Source organism: Microlunatus phosphovorus NM-1 (assembly GCF_000270245.1).
GTDB classification, from domain to species: domain Bacteria; phylum Actinomycetota; class Actinomycetes; order Propionibacteriales; family Propionibacteriaceae; genus Microlunatus; species Microlunatus phosphovorus.
Genome location: NC_015635.1, coordinates 2299435 through 2316426, shown reverse-complemented (window position 1 = coordinate 2316426; position 16992 = coordinate 2299435). Strand labels below are relative to the sequence as shown.

The following is a 16992-nucleotide window of genomic DNA, read 5'->3' as shown; positions in this document are numbered from 1 at the left end:
ATCCTAGACGGGGCCACCGCAGAATCTGCTCGGGTTTATCGGTTCTGCTCGGGCTATAGATCGAGCAAGACCGACAAGACCGAGCAGATCCCCGCTTGGGAGCGCCGAGCGAGCGTTAGCGAGTGACGACGACCAGCGCGTGACGACTAGCGCGGCACCAGTTGGCGGCCGGAGACCTGGTCCATGGGGATGGCGATGAACAGGGTACGGGGGCCCTCGGCCCACGGCTCGGGGGCGTGCTCCCGCAGCTGGTTCAGCTCTTCCTCGGTGAGCAGCTCAGCGGTGCCGTTGACCACCACGCTCCAGCCCGCTTCCAGGAAGTCGTCGATGTCGTCGACCTCGAAGGCGACCGGGTTGTCCACCGCTCTCGCGCCCGATCCGTGCGCCAACGTACGGAACACGATCCGGTCGCCGGCGAGGGTGAAGTTCATCGGCATGACTGTCGGAGCGCCGTCGTGCACAAAAGCCAGTCGCCCAACCTTCTTGGCCGCCAGCAGCCGCAGCGACTCGGCCCGATCCAGCTCCACGATCTTGGCCCCTCGCGACATGGCCAGCCAGTAGTCGTGTGCGGTCATCTGTGGGCTCCTATCCCTGCGCCTGTGAGGTCAGTCTGTCGAACCGGTCCAAACCTTGCCAGGATCCCATGGGCCACCGACAGTGACCTTGGTCCCCTTGCCCCGTGGGCACATCATGCCAACGGCACCTGCCAGACGAACCGGGTGCCCCCCTCGGGACGGCGGGTGGCATCGGCATGACCACCAGCGGACCTGGCCCGGACCGCTGCGTTGCGCAGTCCGTTGCCGTTCCCCCGGTCGTCGCCGATCCCGATCCCGTTGTCGTCGACCTGGACTCGCAGCACCTGGTCCCTGGTATCGGCCGTGACGGTCATCGACACTCGGGAGGCATGCGCGTGCTTGGCCACGTTGGTCAACGACTCCCTGACCACCGCCAGAACATCGGGCCGGAGCCGATCCGACACAGCGCTGTCCAGCGGTCCGACAAACGTCACCCGGGGATCGGAGCCCAGCATCTCGGAGGTGTCGGCCACCACACCGAACAACTCGGTACGCAGACTCCGCTTGTCGCCGCTCTCCTGATGCTGGAGCGAGAAGATGGTGGAACGGATGTCCACGATGGTGGCATCGAGGTCGTTGATGTAGCCGACCATCCGGTCTTCCAGTTCCTTGTCCCCGAGCCGGCGCAAGCTGCTCTGCAGCCCTAGGCCGACGGCGAAGATGCGCTGGATGACGTGGTCATGGAGGTCGCGAGCGATCCGATCCCGGTCGCTGTAGACCGCCAGCCGACGCCTGGTGTGCTCATTGCGGGCGTGGTCGATCGCCAGCGACACATGGCTGGCGAACGCGGTCACCATCTCCGCTTCGTCGGCCCGGAACCCGTGCTCGCGGTGCAAGGCCAAGACGCCGAGTGGCTGGTCGTGGACCTGGAAGGTGACCAGCAGCAGATGCCCCTGGGACAGTCCGTACGGTTCGAGTTCCGCGCCGCTGAGCTGCTGCGGTGCCGGGCCCACCGGCAGCGTGGCGCCGAGCAGCTCGCTGGCTTCCACGGCGCTGACCAGCTCCGTGGCGGCCAGCTCGGGCGAGGCACCCACCACCACGTCGACCTCGAAGCCGGCAGTCGGGTCGATCTGGTCGACGACATCGATGTCCGCGCCACCGCGGGGCAGTGCGACCGCAACCGACCAGCAGCGGCCCGCATCCCGGGCTGCCTCCCCCACCAGTTGAGCTGCACGTCGCAGGTCCGTACTCAGCCTGGGAGCCAGGGCCGCCGCAGCAGCCAGCCACCGCTGCCGAGTGCGAGCCTCATCGAACAGCCGGGCGTTCTCGATCGCCACGCCGGCTGCTGCGGCCAATGCCTGCACCAGCCGTTCGTCCCGATCGGTGAACCCGCCCGGCTTCTCGGTCAGGTAGAGGTTGCCGAAGACCTCGCCACGGACCCGCACCGGCAGCCCGAGCAGGGTGTGCATGACCGGATGGTGCGGCGGGAAGCCGACGGATGCCGGATGAGTGGTGAGGTCGGTGAGTCGCAGGATACTTGGATCCTCCACGAGCAGCCCGATCATGCCGTGGCCCTCGGGCGGCGGTCCGATCAGCGCTGCCTGCTCGGGGCCGACGCCCACCTGATGAAAGCTGCTCAATCGAGGTCCTGGGGTGAAGGCCCATTCCGCCCGCATCACACCGAGTGCCGCATAACCGGCACCGGTCAGATCCCGGGCGGTGCCGACGATCCGTTCCAAGAGGTCCCGCAACTCCAGGTCACCGGCCAAGGCGACCACCGCGTCCAGCAGGGCCTGCGAAACCTGATCCTCGACCGCCTCGGTCGTCGGTCCACGCTCGCTCATTCGACCCCTCAGGTGTGGCGGACAGATCTTGCACTGCCCGATTCCTACCGTGCTTCTTACCGTGCTTCGCGACTTCTCGCCGTGCTTCCTGCCACATTTGATCTCGTGCCGGACTCAATTCCAGCAGATCGGCCCTGAATCGCCCAGACGTCCGGAACGGGTCGCCGCCCGGACTCCGGGCAGCAACCCGCGGGTTCACTCCGATCACTCCGTCTGGACGATCGGACTCGATCAGATCAGCCAGCGGTTGCTCTGCACCACGGGCTGCTTTGCCCACCAGGTCCCGAGACCCCAGGTGGTGCCAGCGGCGGTCAGGGCGAGGACGATCAGCGTCATCGCACCGGTCAGGTGGTCGTCGATGATGGGGTTGGTGGTCATCGGCAGGGCCGCGGTCCACATCAGGACGTAGAGCAGCGCGCCAGTGACAGCGGCAATCCGCATGCCGATGCCGAGGGTCAGCGCCAGCCCGATGCCGAGCAGGCCGACCATGAAGAGGATGTTGACGAAGGCGTTGCCAGCGATCGCGTTGTAGAAGCCGGCGAACGGTCCCTCGACACCGCTCAGGAAGCCCTTGGTCGGGTTGCCCCCGCTGATCCAAGCCCGTTCGGCCGGGGTGGCGAAGCCCAGCCCGAACGTCTTGTCCAAGAACGCCCAGAGGAAGTAGAAGCCGAACATGATCCGTAGGACCGCCAGCGCTCGCCGCGCTGCGGCACTGCGTACAACGGGTCCGTCATTGGCAGCCGGAGCCGTTGTGACGGGCTCCTGAAGAGTCTTGTTCATGGTGCACTCCTGTTGGATGAAGTCGGCGATTTGCCGACGTCTTCATCCAACTCGACCCGCTCGCAACGCAGCAGTGCCGCTGGTCAGGAATAAGTGGGGACGATAGTCCCCGAGTCGCAGGCCCATGAGCGGAAAGATGACGTGCCCGGCGCGCGGAGGAGCGATGAGTGAAGGGGGTGTCTTTCGCCTTCACGAAGAGGGACGACGTAGCCGGTGAACGCGCGTCATCGTCGCGAGCGGGCCCAGAAAGCGCGTTCAACGCAGCAGCTTGGCGGCCAACACCGCAGCCTGGGTACGCCGCTCCAGGCCGAGCTTGGCTAACAGGCTCGACACGTAGTTCTTCACGGTCTTCTCGGCCAGATACAGCCGCTGCCCGATTTGCCGGTTGGTCAGGCCCTCGGCGATCAACTCGAGGATCTCGCGCTCCCGCTCGGTCAGCTGGGCCAGCTCGGTGGGCTCGTCCTCGTCGGCGTGCCGAAGGCGTTCCAGCACCCGTGTCGTGACGGCGGGGTCCAACAGCGATTGGCCGGCCGCGACGCGGCGCACGGCGTCGACCAGGTCGTTACTGCGGATCTGTTTGAGCACATAGCCGGACGCGCCGGCCATGATGGCGGCGAACAGCGCCTCGTCGTCGTCGTACGAGGTCAAGATCACCCCCCGGATGGAGGGATCCCGGGAGCGGATGGAACGACACACGTCGATCCCGCTGCCGTCCGGTAGCCGGGCGTCCAGCACCGCGACATGGGGACGCAGGGCCGGGATGATCCGCTCGGCCTCCTTCGCCGACCCGCTCTCGCCGACCACGACCAGGTCGTCCTCGGACTCGAACAGGTCGCGGAGCCCATGCCGGACGATCTCGTGGTCGTCGAGCAGGAAGATCCTGGTGCGGCCGACCTCACCGGGGGACGCGCTCATCACGGCTGCCTTTCTCCACTCTGTCCGGATATCGGTTCTGGACTGGGAGTGTACGCAGCGCGACGCCCGATGAGGTCGCCTGGTCACCTGACGGCGTCCAGGCGCATCCACCGCAGGGCACTATTCAGCCGACGTGCCCGGCGGCGGCTATCAGCCGACGATCTCTCGACCCGACACCTGCTCCGGACTGATGATGATGAACAGCGGCCGGTTCCCGGCCGCCCACGGCACCGGATCCGGCTCGTTCCACAGGGCTACCAATTCGTCGGGTTTCACCGCCGCCTTGGCCCAGCCGCGGGCCATCACACTCCAGCCGGTGCGGCTCACCACGTCGAAGTCATCGATCTCAAAGGCCACCTGACGGACGTTCCGCAGCTCGGAGAGCACCCCGTACGGTGAGGTCCGGAAGATGATCTGACCGTCCCGGTACACGTAGGTGACCGGCAGGACCAAGGGTCCATCGGTGGTATTCCATCCGACTCGTCCGACCTTGCCTAACTGCAGCCGAGCGGTGCACTCGGTTGCCGGCAAGGCGTTGAACCGACGGGGTCGAGGTGCTGAGGCATCCATGGCTCAGACCGTCCTTTCTGTTCGCTGCCAGGTCCACTCGCGGACCTCGGGCATGTCTTCCAGATGCTCGATGATGTAGCTCTGGTGCTTGTCCAGCTGTGCCTGCGCCCAAGCCTTCACCGCGCTCGCGCCCGGCGGCGTCCGCCTGGCATTGTTGATCGCATCGATCACCAGGTGATAGCGCGACGCCCGGTTGCGCACCACCATGTCGAACGGTGTCGTCGTGGTGCCCTGCTCGATGAACCCGCGGACGTGGAACCGATCGGCGTCGGGACGCCCGTGCACCAGCTGGTGAATGGCCCCGGGGAAGCCGTGGAAGGAGAACACCACGTCCACGCTGTCGGTGAACAGCTCCCGGAAGAAGGTGTTGTCCATGCCGTGCGGATGGTCCTGCGGCCGCGGCAACGTCATTAGATCGACCACGTTGACGACCCGGACCTTCAGATCCGGCAGCTTCTCCTGGAGCAGCTCGGCGGCGGCGACCGTCTCCATCGTGACCACGTCACCGGCACAGGCCAGCACGATGTCCGGATCCCGGCTGCCGTCGTCGTTGCCGGCCCAGGTCCAGATGCCGGCACCCTCAGCGCAGTGTGCGACGGCCTCGTCGATGGTCAGCCACTGCTGCTGCGGCTGCTTGTCGATGACGATCAGGTTGATGTAGCTCTTCGAGCGCAGGCAGTGATCCCAGACCGACAGCAACGAGTTGGCGTCCGGCGGCAGATAGACCCGGGACACGTCACCCCGCTGGGTGATGACGTTCTGGATCAGTCCCGGACCCTGGTGGGAGAAGCCGTTGTGGTCGTTGCGCCAGGTGGTCGAGGTGAGCAGGATGTTGAGACTCGGTACTTTCGCCCGCCACGAGAGGTGATTGGCCTCCTCCAGCCACTTGCCGTGCTGGATGGTCTGGGAGGCGCTCACCATCGCGAATGCCTCATAGGTGGCGAACAGCCCGTGCCGGCCGGTGAGGTTGTAGCCCTCCAGCCAGCCATGGCAGTTGTGCTCGCTGAGCACCTCCATCACCCGGCCGTCGGCGGAGAGCTTGACATCCTCGGGGGTGACGCGCTCCATGAAGGCCCGATCAGAGACTCCGAACACCGCGCCCAGCCGGTTGGAGTTGGTCTCGTCGGGGCAGAACAGCCGGAAGCTGTCCGGATTGCGACGATAGATCTCCGCGGTCATCTCCCCCATCCGGCGGGTCGACTCGACCGCCGTGCCCGGGTTGGTCAGCGTCACCGCGAAGTCCCGGAAGTCCGGGAGGTCGAGATCTCGAGTCAGCAGACCACCGTTGGCATGCGGGCTCGCGCTCATCCGCAACTCACCCTGGGGATTCGCGGCCAGCACCAGCTCGGTCGGGCGGCCGTTGTCGTCGAACAGTTCCTCCGGCCGATAGGACTTCAGCCACTGCTCCAGCAGCTGGAGATGCTCCGGGTTCTCCCGGACTCCGGACAGCGGGACCTGGTGACTGCGCCAGGTGCCGGTCACCTTCACCCCGTCGACCTGCTCGGGACCGGTCCAGCCCTTGGGCGAGCGCAGGATGATCATCGGCCAGTGCGGCCGGTGCTCGATCCGGCCGGTCGCACGCGCCTCAGCCTGAATGGTCCTGATCTTCTCGTACGCGGTCGCCAGGGCCTCGGCGAACCGGTGGTGCATGCCGGGCAGATCGTCGCCGCTGACCTCGAGCACCTCGTAGCCGTGGCCCTCCAGCAGGCTACGGACCTCGGCCGCGGGCTTGCGGCTCAGCACGGTCGGGCCGGCGATCTTGGCGCCGTTGAGGTGCAGGATCGGCAGCACCGCGCCGTCCCGGGTCGGGTTGATGAAGGAGATGCCCTTCCATGAGCCCTCCAACGGCCCGGTCTCGGCCTCGCCGTCGCCGACGATGGTGACTGCCAGCAGGTCGGGGTTGTCCATCACCGCACCGAAGGCGTGCACCAGGGCGTAGCCGAGCTCACCACCTTCGTGGATCGAGCCGGGAGTGGTCACTGAGACGTGGCTCGGGATGCCACCCGGGGCGGAGAACTGACGGAACAGCCTGGTCAGCCCGGCAGAGTCCTGGGAGATCGCCGGGTAGGTCTCGGTATAGCTGCCCTCCAGGTAGCCGGCGGCGACCAGCGCCGGGCCGCCGTGGCCTGGCCCGGTCAAGTAGATGCACTCCTGGCCGGTGTGCCGGATCAGCCGGTTGACGTGGGCGTACACGAAGGACAGGCCAGGGCTGGTGCCCCAGTGGCCCAACAGGCGTGGCTTGATGTCATCGGCACTCAACGGCTCCGCGAGCAGCGGATTCGACTTGAGATAGATCTGGCCGATGGTGAGGTAGTTGTTGGCCCGCCACCAGGCATCGATCGACGCCAATTCGGCCTCGCTCATCGGCTGCAGGACGCCTGCCGAGGTAGGCCCAGAGGTGGTGGGGTCATATGTGGTGGTGCTCATGGGGCAGCTCCTGGTCATCGCGGCAGATCGGTGGGATCTGCTCACTCTCGATACTGGTGCTGCCGACCCGGTGCCGGGAGGGGCCGTTGGTCCTTGGCAGACCAGTCAGTTGTCGCCACCGAACGTAGTCCGCCCGTGCAGCTTGGCGGCAAGCTCCTCGTCCACCCCGTCGGCGACGTCCGACATCACCCGCACCGCCTGATGCAGGTGCGCAGGCACGAATGGGCGGGCCGACACGGAGGCCGTGACAAAGACCCGATCTCGGACGAGCTGGAATTTGACCCAGCGCGCCTCGACATTGAGGTCGTTGATCACCTCGGCAGCCCGGGAACGGCCATCGACATCGTGCACGACGGCGGAGAACAAGACGACATCCTGCGCGTCGTCGGCGGCTCTCAGGAACAGCAACGTCGAGCCCACCCGGATGACGATGTCACCCTCCTCGTCGCGGACGGGCGCATAACCGAGCGTGGCCGCCAACTCCGCCTCCACTAGGGCGTCCAAATGGTCCCGGTCGGCCGGGAGGACGGCGCCGAACGATGTGCCGCGGGGACCGCTCGATGGCTCGAATGCCCCGGCTACCGGGGTGGTGAGGGTGGTCCTCCCGTCGGAACCCTCGATCGCCGCCGGCCCCGGCGTGAGGATCTCCGCCAGCTGATCAGGGTCGAGGAAGACCGGGTGCGGCACTCCGTACACATCGCGGAGCGCGCCGACGACGGCCTGCGCGATGTCGTCAGCGGCATCCTGCGAACCCTCGATGGCAAAGCTGCCGCCGTCTGCCGGCTCCCGCCAGCCGCCGGCCGTCAACGCCGAGAGCTGTTCGGCAGAAAGCTGATAACCAGGACCGAGCACTGCATTGGCAGCCGCCTCGGCCCGCACCCTCAGCCGGGCCGGGCTGGACAGCCGGACGAACGGTGCCCCGTTGTCACTCGCGGAAGCGGACCGAATGGTCAGGTCGGCGGAGTCGTCGATCATCGAGATCACCTCGGCGAGGCGCCCGGTGAACTCCGACCAGGCCTGGGCCATGCTCCGATCGAGATCGAAGTCGTCGATCTCCGCCATTGCTCTACCCTCCGTCGGCTGCTCGCGCCCTTGGCCTCTGCTGCTGAATGGCCTCTGATGGTGAACCTACAGCGCGCCTGGCTCGGTTCGGCACCTGGCAAGGACACCGGCCCGAATCCTCCGGCTCGACCAGGGGCTAACCGCTACGGTTCGTGGCCGCCCGATGGGCGACCCGGGCGATCTGCAACAGCTCCAGGGAGTTGTCCACCGGTGGCCGTTGCGGGCTCCACACCGCCCGCAGTTGGCGATCCAGCCGTACGTCGGCGACGGGCACCGACCGCAGCTCGCCGCTGTCGATCGCCGCCTCCACCGCCAGCACACTGAGCACGGCAGGCGCGATCCCGGCCACGACGCTGATCCGGACCGCCGCGTTGCTGCCGAGCTCCAGGGCGGGCGGGGCCATCTCGTGTCCGGTCAGCAGTCGCTCCAGAGTGGTACGCGTGCCCGAGCCGGGCTCACGCACGATCAGCGGGGTCGCGGCCAGCTCCGCGGCGAGCAACGGGCGGCGCCGGCGCGCCCAGGGATGCCCCGGTGCGACGACCACCACCAGCCGATCACGTCCGACCACGGCCGACCGCAGGCCCCGCGCCACGCTGGGGGACTCGATGAACCCGAGGGCGACTCGATCGTCACGGAGCTGCGCCATCACGTCATAGGAGTTCTGCACCCGGAGATCGACGCGGACCTGGGGTCGGCGCCGCCGGAACTCGGCGAGCCACCGAGGCATCAGATACTCGGCGACGGTCATGCTGGCGCCGACGTCGAGCTCGGATCGCAGTTCCGAACGGAGCGCGTCCACGCCGAATGTCAGATGATCCACCGCGTCGATCACCTCGCGTGCCCACTGGACCACGACCGCGCCTTCGGTGGTCAACTGCGACCCGGCCGGCGAGCGGCGTACCAGGGTGAGCCCGAGGCGCCGCTCCAGATCGGTGAGCGCCCGGCTGGCATTCGGCTGCGCCATCCCGAGCTCCCGTGCCGCCGCGCCGAGACTCAAGTGCTGCGAGACACCGATCAGCAGTCGCAACTGCTGGAGATCCGGTTGCTCGATCATGGGCGGAGCCTCTCGGGAGTGCAGGAGCGATTCTGCGCGACAGCCTGCGAGTCAAGCGAGCAGAGAGGCAGAGTCGTCGCGCAGAATCGTGACGAACGAGCGAGATCTCGCGTAGCCCATGATCGCGGAGCGCGGAGCGCGACAGTTGGCACCGGGCATCATGCAGTCACGATAAGGCTGAGAGTCGATGTGGGCCGGCGAAGAAGCTGCGTCAGCTGACCAGCAGTACGCCGGTGAGACCAGTGGTCACGACGATGACGGTGGATGCCGCGGCCAGCACCATCGGACGGATGCCCATCGAGCGCACCTGCGCCAGACGGACTCCGCAGCCCAGCGCGAACATCGCCATGGCCAGCAAGACGGTCTGCACGACCTTGGCGCCGCCGACGACCTCCGCCGGCACGACCCCGGTGGTACGCACCAGCACCAGCGCGATGAAGCCCAACACGAAGATCGGGACGAGCGGCGGCCGCTTGATGTCGGCGGCGTCACCGAGCATGCGCCGCTTGCGTACCGAGAGCACGGCGAGCACCGGGGCGAGCATCAGCACCCGGCCCAGCTTGACCACGACCGCGGCACCGAGTGCCGTCGCGCCGATGACGCCGCCCGCCGCCACCACCTGCGCGACCTCGTGGATCGAGGCGCCGGCCCACAGCCCGGTCTGCAGCTCGGTGAGGCCCAGCACCCTGCCCAGCAGCGGGATGGTCGGGATCATCAGCGTACCGAAGACCACGACCAGGCCGACCGCGGTGGCTACCTCGGTCTCGTCGGCATCTTCCACACCCTCAACCGCTGCGACAGCCGCCGCGCCGCAGATCGAGAAGCCGCAGGCGATCAGCAGGCGCTGGGTCCGACCGATCTTCAGCAGCTTGCCCAAGGCCATCGTGGCGGTGATCCCGATGGTCACCACCGCCACGATCACCACGAGCATGCCCGGACCCAGGGCCGCGACGTCGGTGAGCGCCAGCTGCAGACCGAGCAACGCGACACCGACCCGCAGCAGCGGTCGGCTGGCGAAGGCCAGCCCCGGCCGCAGGTGGTCACGCAGCAGTCCGAGATGACCGGGGCGGGATGGCGGGAGGAAATGGAGATTGGCGGCCAAGACCCCCAGAATGATCGCCACCAGCAGCGGGCTGGCCGCAGGAACGAGCTTGGTCACCCCGAGCCCGACGACAGCGGCGATCGCGCACAGCACAAGCCCGGGCAACCGAGAAGCGACCGAGGAGGGCGCTGCTGGTTGGGCTACGGGCTTCGGTTCGCTGAGCTGGGCGGTCATAGTGACTACTCTCCGGGTCTTCGGCGCCGCGGACTAGACGGCAACTTCGCATCAACCCATATCGCTTTGATATGAGTAGAGGGGTCAGGCAGGGGCCGCGGCACCGAGCCCGAGCACGACCGCGAGGTCGTCGGAAACACTGATTTGCTCGTCCCCGACCAGCTGCAGGTGCTCAGCCCGACGAGCGCCGGGCAACCGACCGCCGCTGCCTGCGACCCGGCCGGCCAGATCGGCGGCCCGCCGGCCGGCGGCGGCCTCGTCACCGGCGTGATCGAGCGCTTCGGCGTTCAGCGTGACGATCAGATGCGACAGTCCCTGTCGCCGGGTGTCGTCGGCGATGGCGAACATGTCGGCCACATCCCCCGACAGCCGGGGCCCGATCAGCACCCCGGTCAGCGACTCGACGGCCATCGCCAGCGCGAAGCCCTTGGCTCCACCGAGCGGAGCCAACATGCCCATCAGGGCCGCCTGCGCGTCGGTCGTCGGCGCTCCGTCGCAATCCAGCGCCCAGCCGTCGGGAACGGTGGAGCCGGCAGCCGCCGCAGCCGCGATCTTGCCGCGGGCGACAGCCGTGGAGGCCATGTCAACGATCACGGGCGGGTCCCCCGCCAGTCCGAAGGCCAAGGGCGAGGTCGACAGCAGCGGGGTGGCTCCGCCCCAGGCCGGCATGATCGCCGGCCCGTTGGAGACGACCAGGGCGGCCATGCCGGCATCGAGAGCCGGCACGGTGAACAGCCCCAGCGCGCCGCAGTGACCCGAATCGCCGACCGCGACGGCGCTGACACCATGCTGCCGAGCACGGTCGACGCCAAGCTCGGCAGCATGCCTCAGCTGCCAGTGACCCAGGCCACCGTCCCCGTCGAGAACCACCAGCGCACCGAGGTCGCTGACCGTACGCAGCATCGCCGCAGGGTTGTAGCCGCTGGCCGCGAGGCGACGAAGGTAGTGCGGTAGCCGGATCAGACCATGGGAGCCCACGCCCCAGACTTCGGCCAGCACCAGCGCGTCCGCCGTCGTCTTCGCAGCGCCTTTCGGCATCCCGTGATCGGCCAAGGTTGCGGCGACCGCGTCACGGACGTCAGCACCTGGATAGCTCGCCATCAGGCCGCCACCCGATACGCGCCGACCGCGTGATCGGCGGCCGCGCCGGCCAGGACGTTGGCGACATCGGAGGCCATCGCAGCCATGATCCGCTGCTGCGCCTGCTTGGTGATCCCTGCGACGTGCGGGCTGTAGACGACGTCGGGCAACTCGTCGAGCTCGCTGGGTCCGGGCGGTTCGGCCACCCGGACATCCAGCCCGGCACCCAGCACCTGGCCGGACCGCAGCGCCCGCTGCAAGGCCGCCTCGTCGACGACCTCCCCGCGGCCGACGTTCACCAGGATCAACCCGGGCGTGGTCTGCGTGAAGAAGTCGTCGCCGATCAATCCGATGGTGTCCGGTGTCGCCGGCAGATGCACCGAGACCACCGTGCTCGCCGCGGCCAGTTGCTCCAACGTCACCGCGGTCAGCCCGTGAGTCGCGAGCACCTCAGGATCGGCGTACGGGTCGTAGGCGATGGTGGTCATCCCCAGCCCCTGCGCCAGCTTGGCCGTCGCCAATCCGGTCGCGCCGGCACCCACGACTCCCCAGGTGCCGCCGCTCAGCTCGGTGACCGGACGCCGATCCCAGTTGCCGAGCCGCACCGAGGCATCGTTGCCGACCAGTCGCTTGCTGACCGCCAGCGCCAGCGCGACCGCGTGCTCCCCCACCGAGATGGCGTTGGCCCCGCGCGGCGACATCACCACAACCTGGCGCGCATCACACGCGGCCAGGTCGATGTTGTCCAGGCCGACCCCGGCCCGCGCGACGATCTTGAGCGCCGGCAGTTCATCCAGCAGCGCCTGGTCGACCTGGGTCCGGTTCCGAACGACGATCGCCTCGACCGCTGCGGTCGGCACCTCTGGCGGCAGCGCCGTGCCCGCGGTCCGGATCACCGTGTGCTGCTCGGTCAGAGCGGCCAACGGGTCACCCCAGATATCCTCGAACAAGACGATCATGCTCACGCGCTGCGGTAGAGCTTGGTGATGGTGAACTCGCGGTGACCGAGCACCTCGGCGCGGGTGAGCCGGCCGTTGATGGTCCGGGTCAAGACCTCCAACAACTCCTCACCGGCCTCCTCCAGCGGCTGCCCGTCGGTCAGCAGACCCGAGCAGTCGGAGTCGATGTGGTCACGCATCAGATCGACGGTGCGCGGGTTCGCCGACACCTTGATCACCGGGATGATGGGTTGCCGATGACATTGCCCTGGCCCGTGGGGAAGATGTTCACCACCGCACCTCCGGCCGCCATCAAGGTCACGCACTCGGCCGCCGCCGAGGAGGTGTCCATGAAGTACAGCCCGGGGCCGTTCATCGGCGCCTCGGCCGGTCCGCACGCGCCGACGATGGGCGCGGTGCCGGTCTTGACGATGTTGCCGAGCGCCTTCTCCTCGATGGTCGACAGACCGCCGGCGATGTTGCCCTGGGTCGGCTGGCTGCCGAGCAGGTTGGCACCGGTGTCCTCGATCATCTGGATGTAGTCGTCGTAGTACCCCATGAAGGTCTTGCGGACGGTCTCGTCGGCGCACCGATCGGCGATCAGATGCTCGCCACCGGTCAGCTCGGAGGTCTCACCGAACATGAAGGTGCCGGCGTTGGCGACCCAGTGGTCGGAGACGTACGCCGTGGTGCGGCAGGAGCCCAGGCCGGTGGTGGTGTCGGACTCGCCGTCCTTGGTGCAGACGAAGACCTCCGCGATGCTGACCTCGTCGCGCTGCAGCTCGCTGGCCTGCTGCAGATAGTCGGCAGCCACGCGAGAGGCCTGCTCGACGATCCGCAGGTCGCCGTTGCCCTCGATCGAGAAGCTGGACACCGGCTTGCCGGTCTCGGCGATGCCGGAGGCGACCCGGTTGGCCCAGTTCGGCTCGATGCCGATCACGATGACCGAAGCGACGTTGGGGTTGGAGCCGATCCCGATCAGGGTCCGGAAGGTCAGGTCGAGGTCGGCGCCGAACTGCAGCCGGCCGAAGGCGTGCGGCAGCGCGAGCACGCCCTTCACCTGGTTGGCCACGCTCTCCGCGGCCGCGTTGGACAGATCGTCGACCGGCAGCACCACCACATGGTTGCGGACTCCGACCGTGCCGTTCTCCCGCCGGTATCCGGTCAGGCGACGCTGTTCTGCCACTTGATGCTCCTCACGTTGTGGGTGTGGACGTAGTCGCCCGTACGGATGGATTTGCTGGCGCGGCCGATCGGCAGCTGGTACTCGATCACCGCATCGCCGGCGGCGACATCAGTGAGAGCGACCTTGTGGCCGAGCGGCACGGCCTCGAGGACCTCGAGGGTGATCGCATCCGTGCCATCGAGGTAGCCGATCGGGGCACGCCCCGGCTCGACGTCGTGCACGGCAACAGCGACGTGGTCGCCGTCGTCGTGGGCCAGGAAGTCTGGCTTGTCCGACATGGCCATCCTTTCGTTGCTAGAGTAGGTTGGTAAGTGGTCTGACCTCTGAACACCTTAGATTCCTTGGTCTGATTTGTCAAAGCGCAACGGTCCCCGACGCGGTCGTCCGACCGCAGACACCGGATGGACGAGAATGGCGAGTCGTCGAAGTGTTCTGCCGGCGCAGCAGCAGGAAAGAGAGCTACCGATGACAGCAAGCGACACCCCCGCAGGGTCAGCCGCGCCCGACATCCCTGTGCCCGACATCTCCGGGAGCGCGGTATGGCGCAGCGTCGGCGAACGAAGCGTCACTGCGCGGGTCCGGGGGGAGATCCTGCGCGTGATGCAGGAGCGCCGACTGCGTCCCGGTGACCGGCTGCCCGCGGAGCGCGAGCTCGCTTCCCTGCTACAGGTCTCCCGCCCTTCGGTACGTGAGTCGGTCCGGAGTCTGGAGGCCGAGGGTCGCCTCGAGGTACGCCACGGCGCCGGGGTCTTCGTGGCCGAGCCATCCGACCAGCGGCGGCTCCGGGCCGGGATCGAGCCGACAACCAAGATCACTCAGCTCTACGACATGCGCGAGGTGCTCGAGGTGCCGGCCGCCCGCTGGGCGGCCGAGCGCCGTGCTCCCGAGGCCCTGGCGCGGATCAGAGAGGCACTCGAAGCGCTGGACTCCTACGTCCAGGAGTCGGGCGAGGACGCCGATCTCCGGGAGCTCCAGACGCGCGACTTGGAGTTCCATGCCCGGATCACCGAGGCGGCCGGCAACGATCTGCTGATCCAGACTCAGTCGGTGATCTACGACATCGTGCTCGAAGGGATGCGCTCCACGCTGTTGATGCCCGGTCGCCTCGAAGGCGCCCATCGCGAGCATGCAGCGATCCTGGACGCCATCGAGCGGGGCGCCGCCGAGTCCGCCTCCGAGGCCGCCCGCAGTCACATCCAGAGCGCTCGGACGGCGGCGCTGGGCAGACTCGCCGAACAGTTGGGTAGCTGACTGAAGACGCCCGGAGTCCGATCCCCGAGTCTGCCTTGCAGGTGGATTTCGATAATCTGCCAGACAGCCTCAGCCTCACGCGTGACAGGGCGCAGAACAGGCCGTCTTGTGGCAGATTATCGAAAATTCTCGCCTACCAGGACCTACTAGGGTCGCCAGGCCAGGTACGTCGTCTCCTGGTACTCCCGGAGCCCCTCTGCCCCACCCTCACGGCCGAGGCCGGACTGCTTGGTGCCGCCCATCGGGGTGAAGCTGACCGTGGGCAGCGCGTCGTTGATCCCGACGATGCCGGCGTCGAGCCGCTCAGCAAACCGGAAGGCCCGACCGGCGTCCCGGGTGACCACGTACGCGGCCAGCCCCATCTCGGTGTCGTTGGCCAGCCGCACAGCTTCCTCCTCGGTGTCGAAGGCGATGATCGCGGCGGCCGGACCGAACACTTCCTCCCTCGCCAGCCGCGAGGTGAGCGGGACGTCGGCGACGAGTGCGGGCGCCACCCAGAAGCCCTCGGCGGGCAGCTCGCGGCGGGCCGTCAACAGCCGCCCACCGTCCGCCACGGCCTCCTCGACCAGATCGGTGACCGCAGTCACCCGATTCGCGTCGATCACCGGACCGACATCCGGCACCGGATCGGCTGTCCCCGGACCGATGGTCAACGCGTCGAACCGGGCCGCGAGTCGGGCGCCGAACTCCTCGGCCAGGGAGCGGTGCACCAGGAACCGGTTCGCTCCGATGCAGGACTGGCCGGTGTTGCGGAGCTTGCCCAGCTCCGCCTGCGTCAGGGCCACCTCCAGATCTGCGTCCTCGAGCACCACGAACGGCGCGTTGCCACCGAGCTCCAACATCGGCCGGACGATCCGGCGGGCCGCCTGGGCCATGATCTGGGACCCGACCCCGGTGCTGCCGGTGAACGACACGCCGCGCACCGCCGGATGGTCGAGCCAGGTCGAGGTGATGGTGCGCGAGCTGCCGTGCACCACATTGAGCACGCCGGGCGGCAGCCCGGCCTCCTGGAGGGTGCCGAGCCAGCGGGTGACGGCGAGCGGTGCCTTCTCCGACACGCGGGCCAGCACGGTGCAGCCGGCGGCGAGCGCCGGCGCCACTTTGCGGGCCTGGATGGAGATCGGGAAGTTCCACGGGGTGAGGCTGGCCACCACGCCCAGCGGACGATGGATGCTCAGCTGTCGCCGAGCCCGGTCCTCGGAGGTGAAGAACTCACCGTGCGGCCGGCGCAACTCCTCAGCGAACCAACGCAGGTACTCGCTGGAGAAGCGGACCTCGCCCTCTGCCTCCGGCAGCCGTTTCCCTGCCTCGACGGCGAGGATCCGGGCGATCTCGGGGATGCGGTCGGCCAGGAGGTCCACGGCCCGCAGCAGGATGTCGGCGCGCTGGCGCGCCGACAGGTCGGCCCAGCCCGGCAATGCCCGGGCCGCGGCATCCGCGGCGCGACCGGCCCGTTCGGCGGCATCGGCGCCATGACTGACCTCTCCGCACGGGTGGCCGGTGGCCGGATCGAGGACGTCGATCGGATCGGTGAGGTCGGCGCTGACCCCGTCGACCAAGTCGGTCGCGGTCCAGCTGGAGGTAGCACTGGTGGGGGTCATGGATGCCCTGTCTCCTTGGTCAATGTGGCTCTCCTTTGGTGTTGGGCTTCAGCGGCCCGGACCCGGCTGCCAGTCGATCGAGCGTCCGTCGAAGCCGACGAAGGTCCGCGGCTCGGTGACCCCGCCGTAGACGTCGAAGATCCAGGGCTCGTGCAGCAGGTCGTCGGTGTTGCGGTGCTCGGCAGTCACCGCGAGCCGCGGCAGTACGCAGCCGTGGCGGACCAGCACGGGCATGTGCGGCAGGTCGCAGGTCCGGGTGACGAAGCCGGGACCGGCGTAGGTCTCTCGGGTCAGCAGGTCGGTCCAGCCCCCGGCAGGGACCCAGAAGGTGCGCTGCACCGCCTCCGGGCTGTCGCTGAAGATGGGCACCACCAGCAGGTCCGAGCCGAGCAGGAACGCATCATCAACACCCCGCGCCACCCGGTCGCTCGGATCGGTGAAATCCAGCGGCCGCAGCATCGGCCAGCCGTTCGCGGCGCTCTCCACCGCGGTC

The 16992-nt window shown here is 68.1% G+C and carries 15 protein-coding genes and 1 pseudogene; 1 reads left to right on the top strand and 15 read right to left on the bottom strand.

Annotated elements, in window-relative coordinates:
* Window positions 1–146 precede the first annotated feature (146 nt).
* The 13 genes and pseudogenes from MLP_RS10505 to MLP_RS10445 form a co-directional block, all read right to left on the bottom strand.
* Window positions 147–575, bottom strand: coding sequence for a pyridoxamine 5'-phosphate oxidase family protein (locus MLP_RS10505; RefSeq protein WP_013863059.1), 429 nt, complete (start codon window positions 573–575; stop codon window positions 147–149).
* A gap of 113 nt (window positions 576–688) precedes the next feature.
* Window positions 689–2359 (bottom strand): sensor histidine kinase, encoded by a 1671-nt coding sequence (locus MLP_RS10500; protein ID WP_013863058.1) that lies wholly within the window; start codon window positions 2357–2359, stop codon window positions 689–691.
* Between the two features lie 231 nt (window positions 2360–2590).
* Complete coding sequence (locus MLP_RS10495; RefSeq protein ID WP_013863057.1) at window positions 2591–3139, bottom strand: hypothetical protein; 549 nt, start codon at window positions 3137–3139, stop codon at window positions 2591–2593.
* Window positions 3140–3394: 255 nt separating this feature from the next.
* Complete coding sequence (locus MLP_RS10490; protein WP_041789948.1) at window positions 3395–4054, bottom strand: response regulator; 660 nt, start codon at window positions 4052–4054, stop codon at window positions 3395–3397.
* A 150-nt stretch (window positions 4055–4204) separates the two neighbouring features.
* Window positions 4205–4624 (bottom strand): pyridoxamine 5'-phosphate oxidase family protein, encoded by a 420-nt coding sequence (locus MLP_RS10485; protein WP_013863055.1) that lies wholly within the window; start codon window positions 4622–4624, stop codon window positions 4205–4207.
* Between the two features lie 3 nt (window positions 4625–4627).
* Window positions 4628–7051, bottom strand: a complete 2424-nt coding sequence (locus MLP_RS10480; RefSeq protein WP_013863054.1) for a phosphoketolase family protein — start codon at window positions 7049–7051, stop codon at window positions 4628–4630.
* A 105-nt stretch (window positions 7052–7156) separates the two neighbouring features.
* A complete protein-coding gene (locus MLP_RS10475; protein ID WP_013863053.1) occupies window positions 7157–8113 on the bottom strand; it encodes a T3SS (YopN, CesT) and YbjN peptide-binding chaperone 1 in 957 nt (318 codons plus the stop codon).
* 136 nt (window positions 8114–8249) lie between these two features.
* Complete coding sequence (locus MLP_RS10470) at window positions 8250–9167, bottom strand: LysR family transcriptional regulator (protein WP_013863052.1); 918 nt, start codon at window positions 9165–9167, stop codon at window positions 8250–8252.
* 211 nt (window positions 9168–9378) lie between these two features.
* Window positions 9379–10443 (bottom strand): YeiH family protein, encoded by a 1065-nt coding sequence (locus MLP_RS10465; RefSeq protein WP_013863051.1) that lies wholly within the window; start codon window positions 10441–10443, stop codon window positions 9379–9381.
* Window positions 10444–10527: 84 nt separating this feature from the next.
* On the bottom strand, window positions 10528–11544 hold the full coding sequence (locus MLP_RS10460) for an Ldh family oxidoreductase (RefSeq protein ID WP_013863050.1): 1017 nt from the start codon (window positions 11542–11544) through the stop codon (window positions 10528–10530).
* Window positions 11544–12482 carry an NAD(P)-dependent oxidoreductase gene (locus tag MLP_RS10455; RefSeq protein ID WP_049804517.1) on the bottom strand — a complete coding sequence of 313 codons (939 nt, stop codon included), beginning with the start codon at window positions 12480–12482 and terminating at the stop codon, window positions 11544–11546. The genes MLP_RS10460 and MLP_RS10455 overlap by 1 nt, the downstream gene beginning before the upstream one ends.
* 2 nt (window positions 12483–12484) lie before the next feature.
* Window positions 12485–13647 (bottom strand): annotated as a pseudogene (locus MLP_RS10450) (UxaA family hydrolase).
* Entirely contained in the window at window positions 13626–13925 is a 300-nt protein-coding gene (locus MLP_RS10445; RefSeq protein WP_172641559.1) for a UxaA family hydrolase, read from the bottom strand. Before MLP_RS10445 ends, MLP_RS10450 begins: the two are co-directional and overlap by 22 nt.
* A gap of 187 nt (window positions 13926–14112) precedes the next feature.
* Here MLP_RS10445 and MLP_RS10440 point away from each other — a divergent pair, with 187 nt between their 5' ends.
* Window positions 14113–14898 carry a FadR/GntR family transcriptional regulator gene (locus MLP_RS10440; protein ID WP_172641558.1) on the top strand — a complete coding sequence of 262 codons (786 nt, stop codon included), beginning with the start codon at window positions 14113–14115 and terminating at the stop codon, window positions 14896–14898.
* A gap of 146 nt (window positions 14899–15044) precedes the next feature.
* Here the strand turns inward: MLP_RS10440 and MLP_RS10435 are convergent, their stop codons facing one another.
* Entirely contained in the window at window positions 15045–16499 is a 1455-nt protein-coding gene (locus tag MLP_RS10435; protein ID WP_013863044.1) for an NAD-dependent succinate-semialdehyde dehydrogenase, read from the bottom strand.
* A gap of 48 nt (window positions 16500–16547) precedes the next feature.
* Complete coding sequence (locus MLP_RS29340; RefSeq protein ID WP_331442786.1) at window positions 16548–16958, bottom strand: hypothetical protein; 411 nt, start codon at window positions 16956–16958, stop codon at window positions 16548–16550.
* Window positions 16959–16992: the final 34 nt, after the last annotated feature.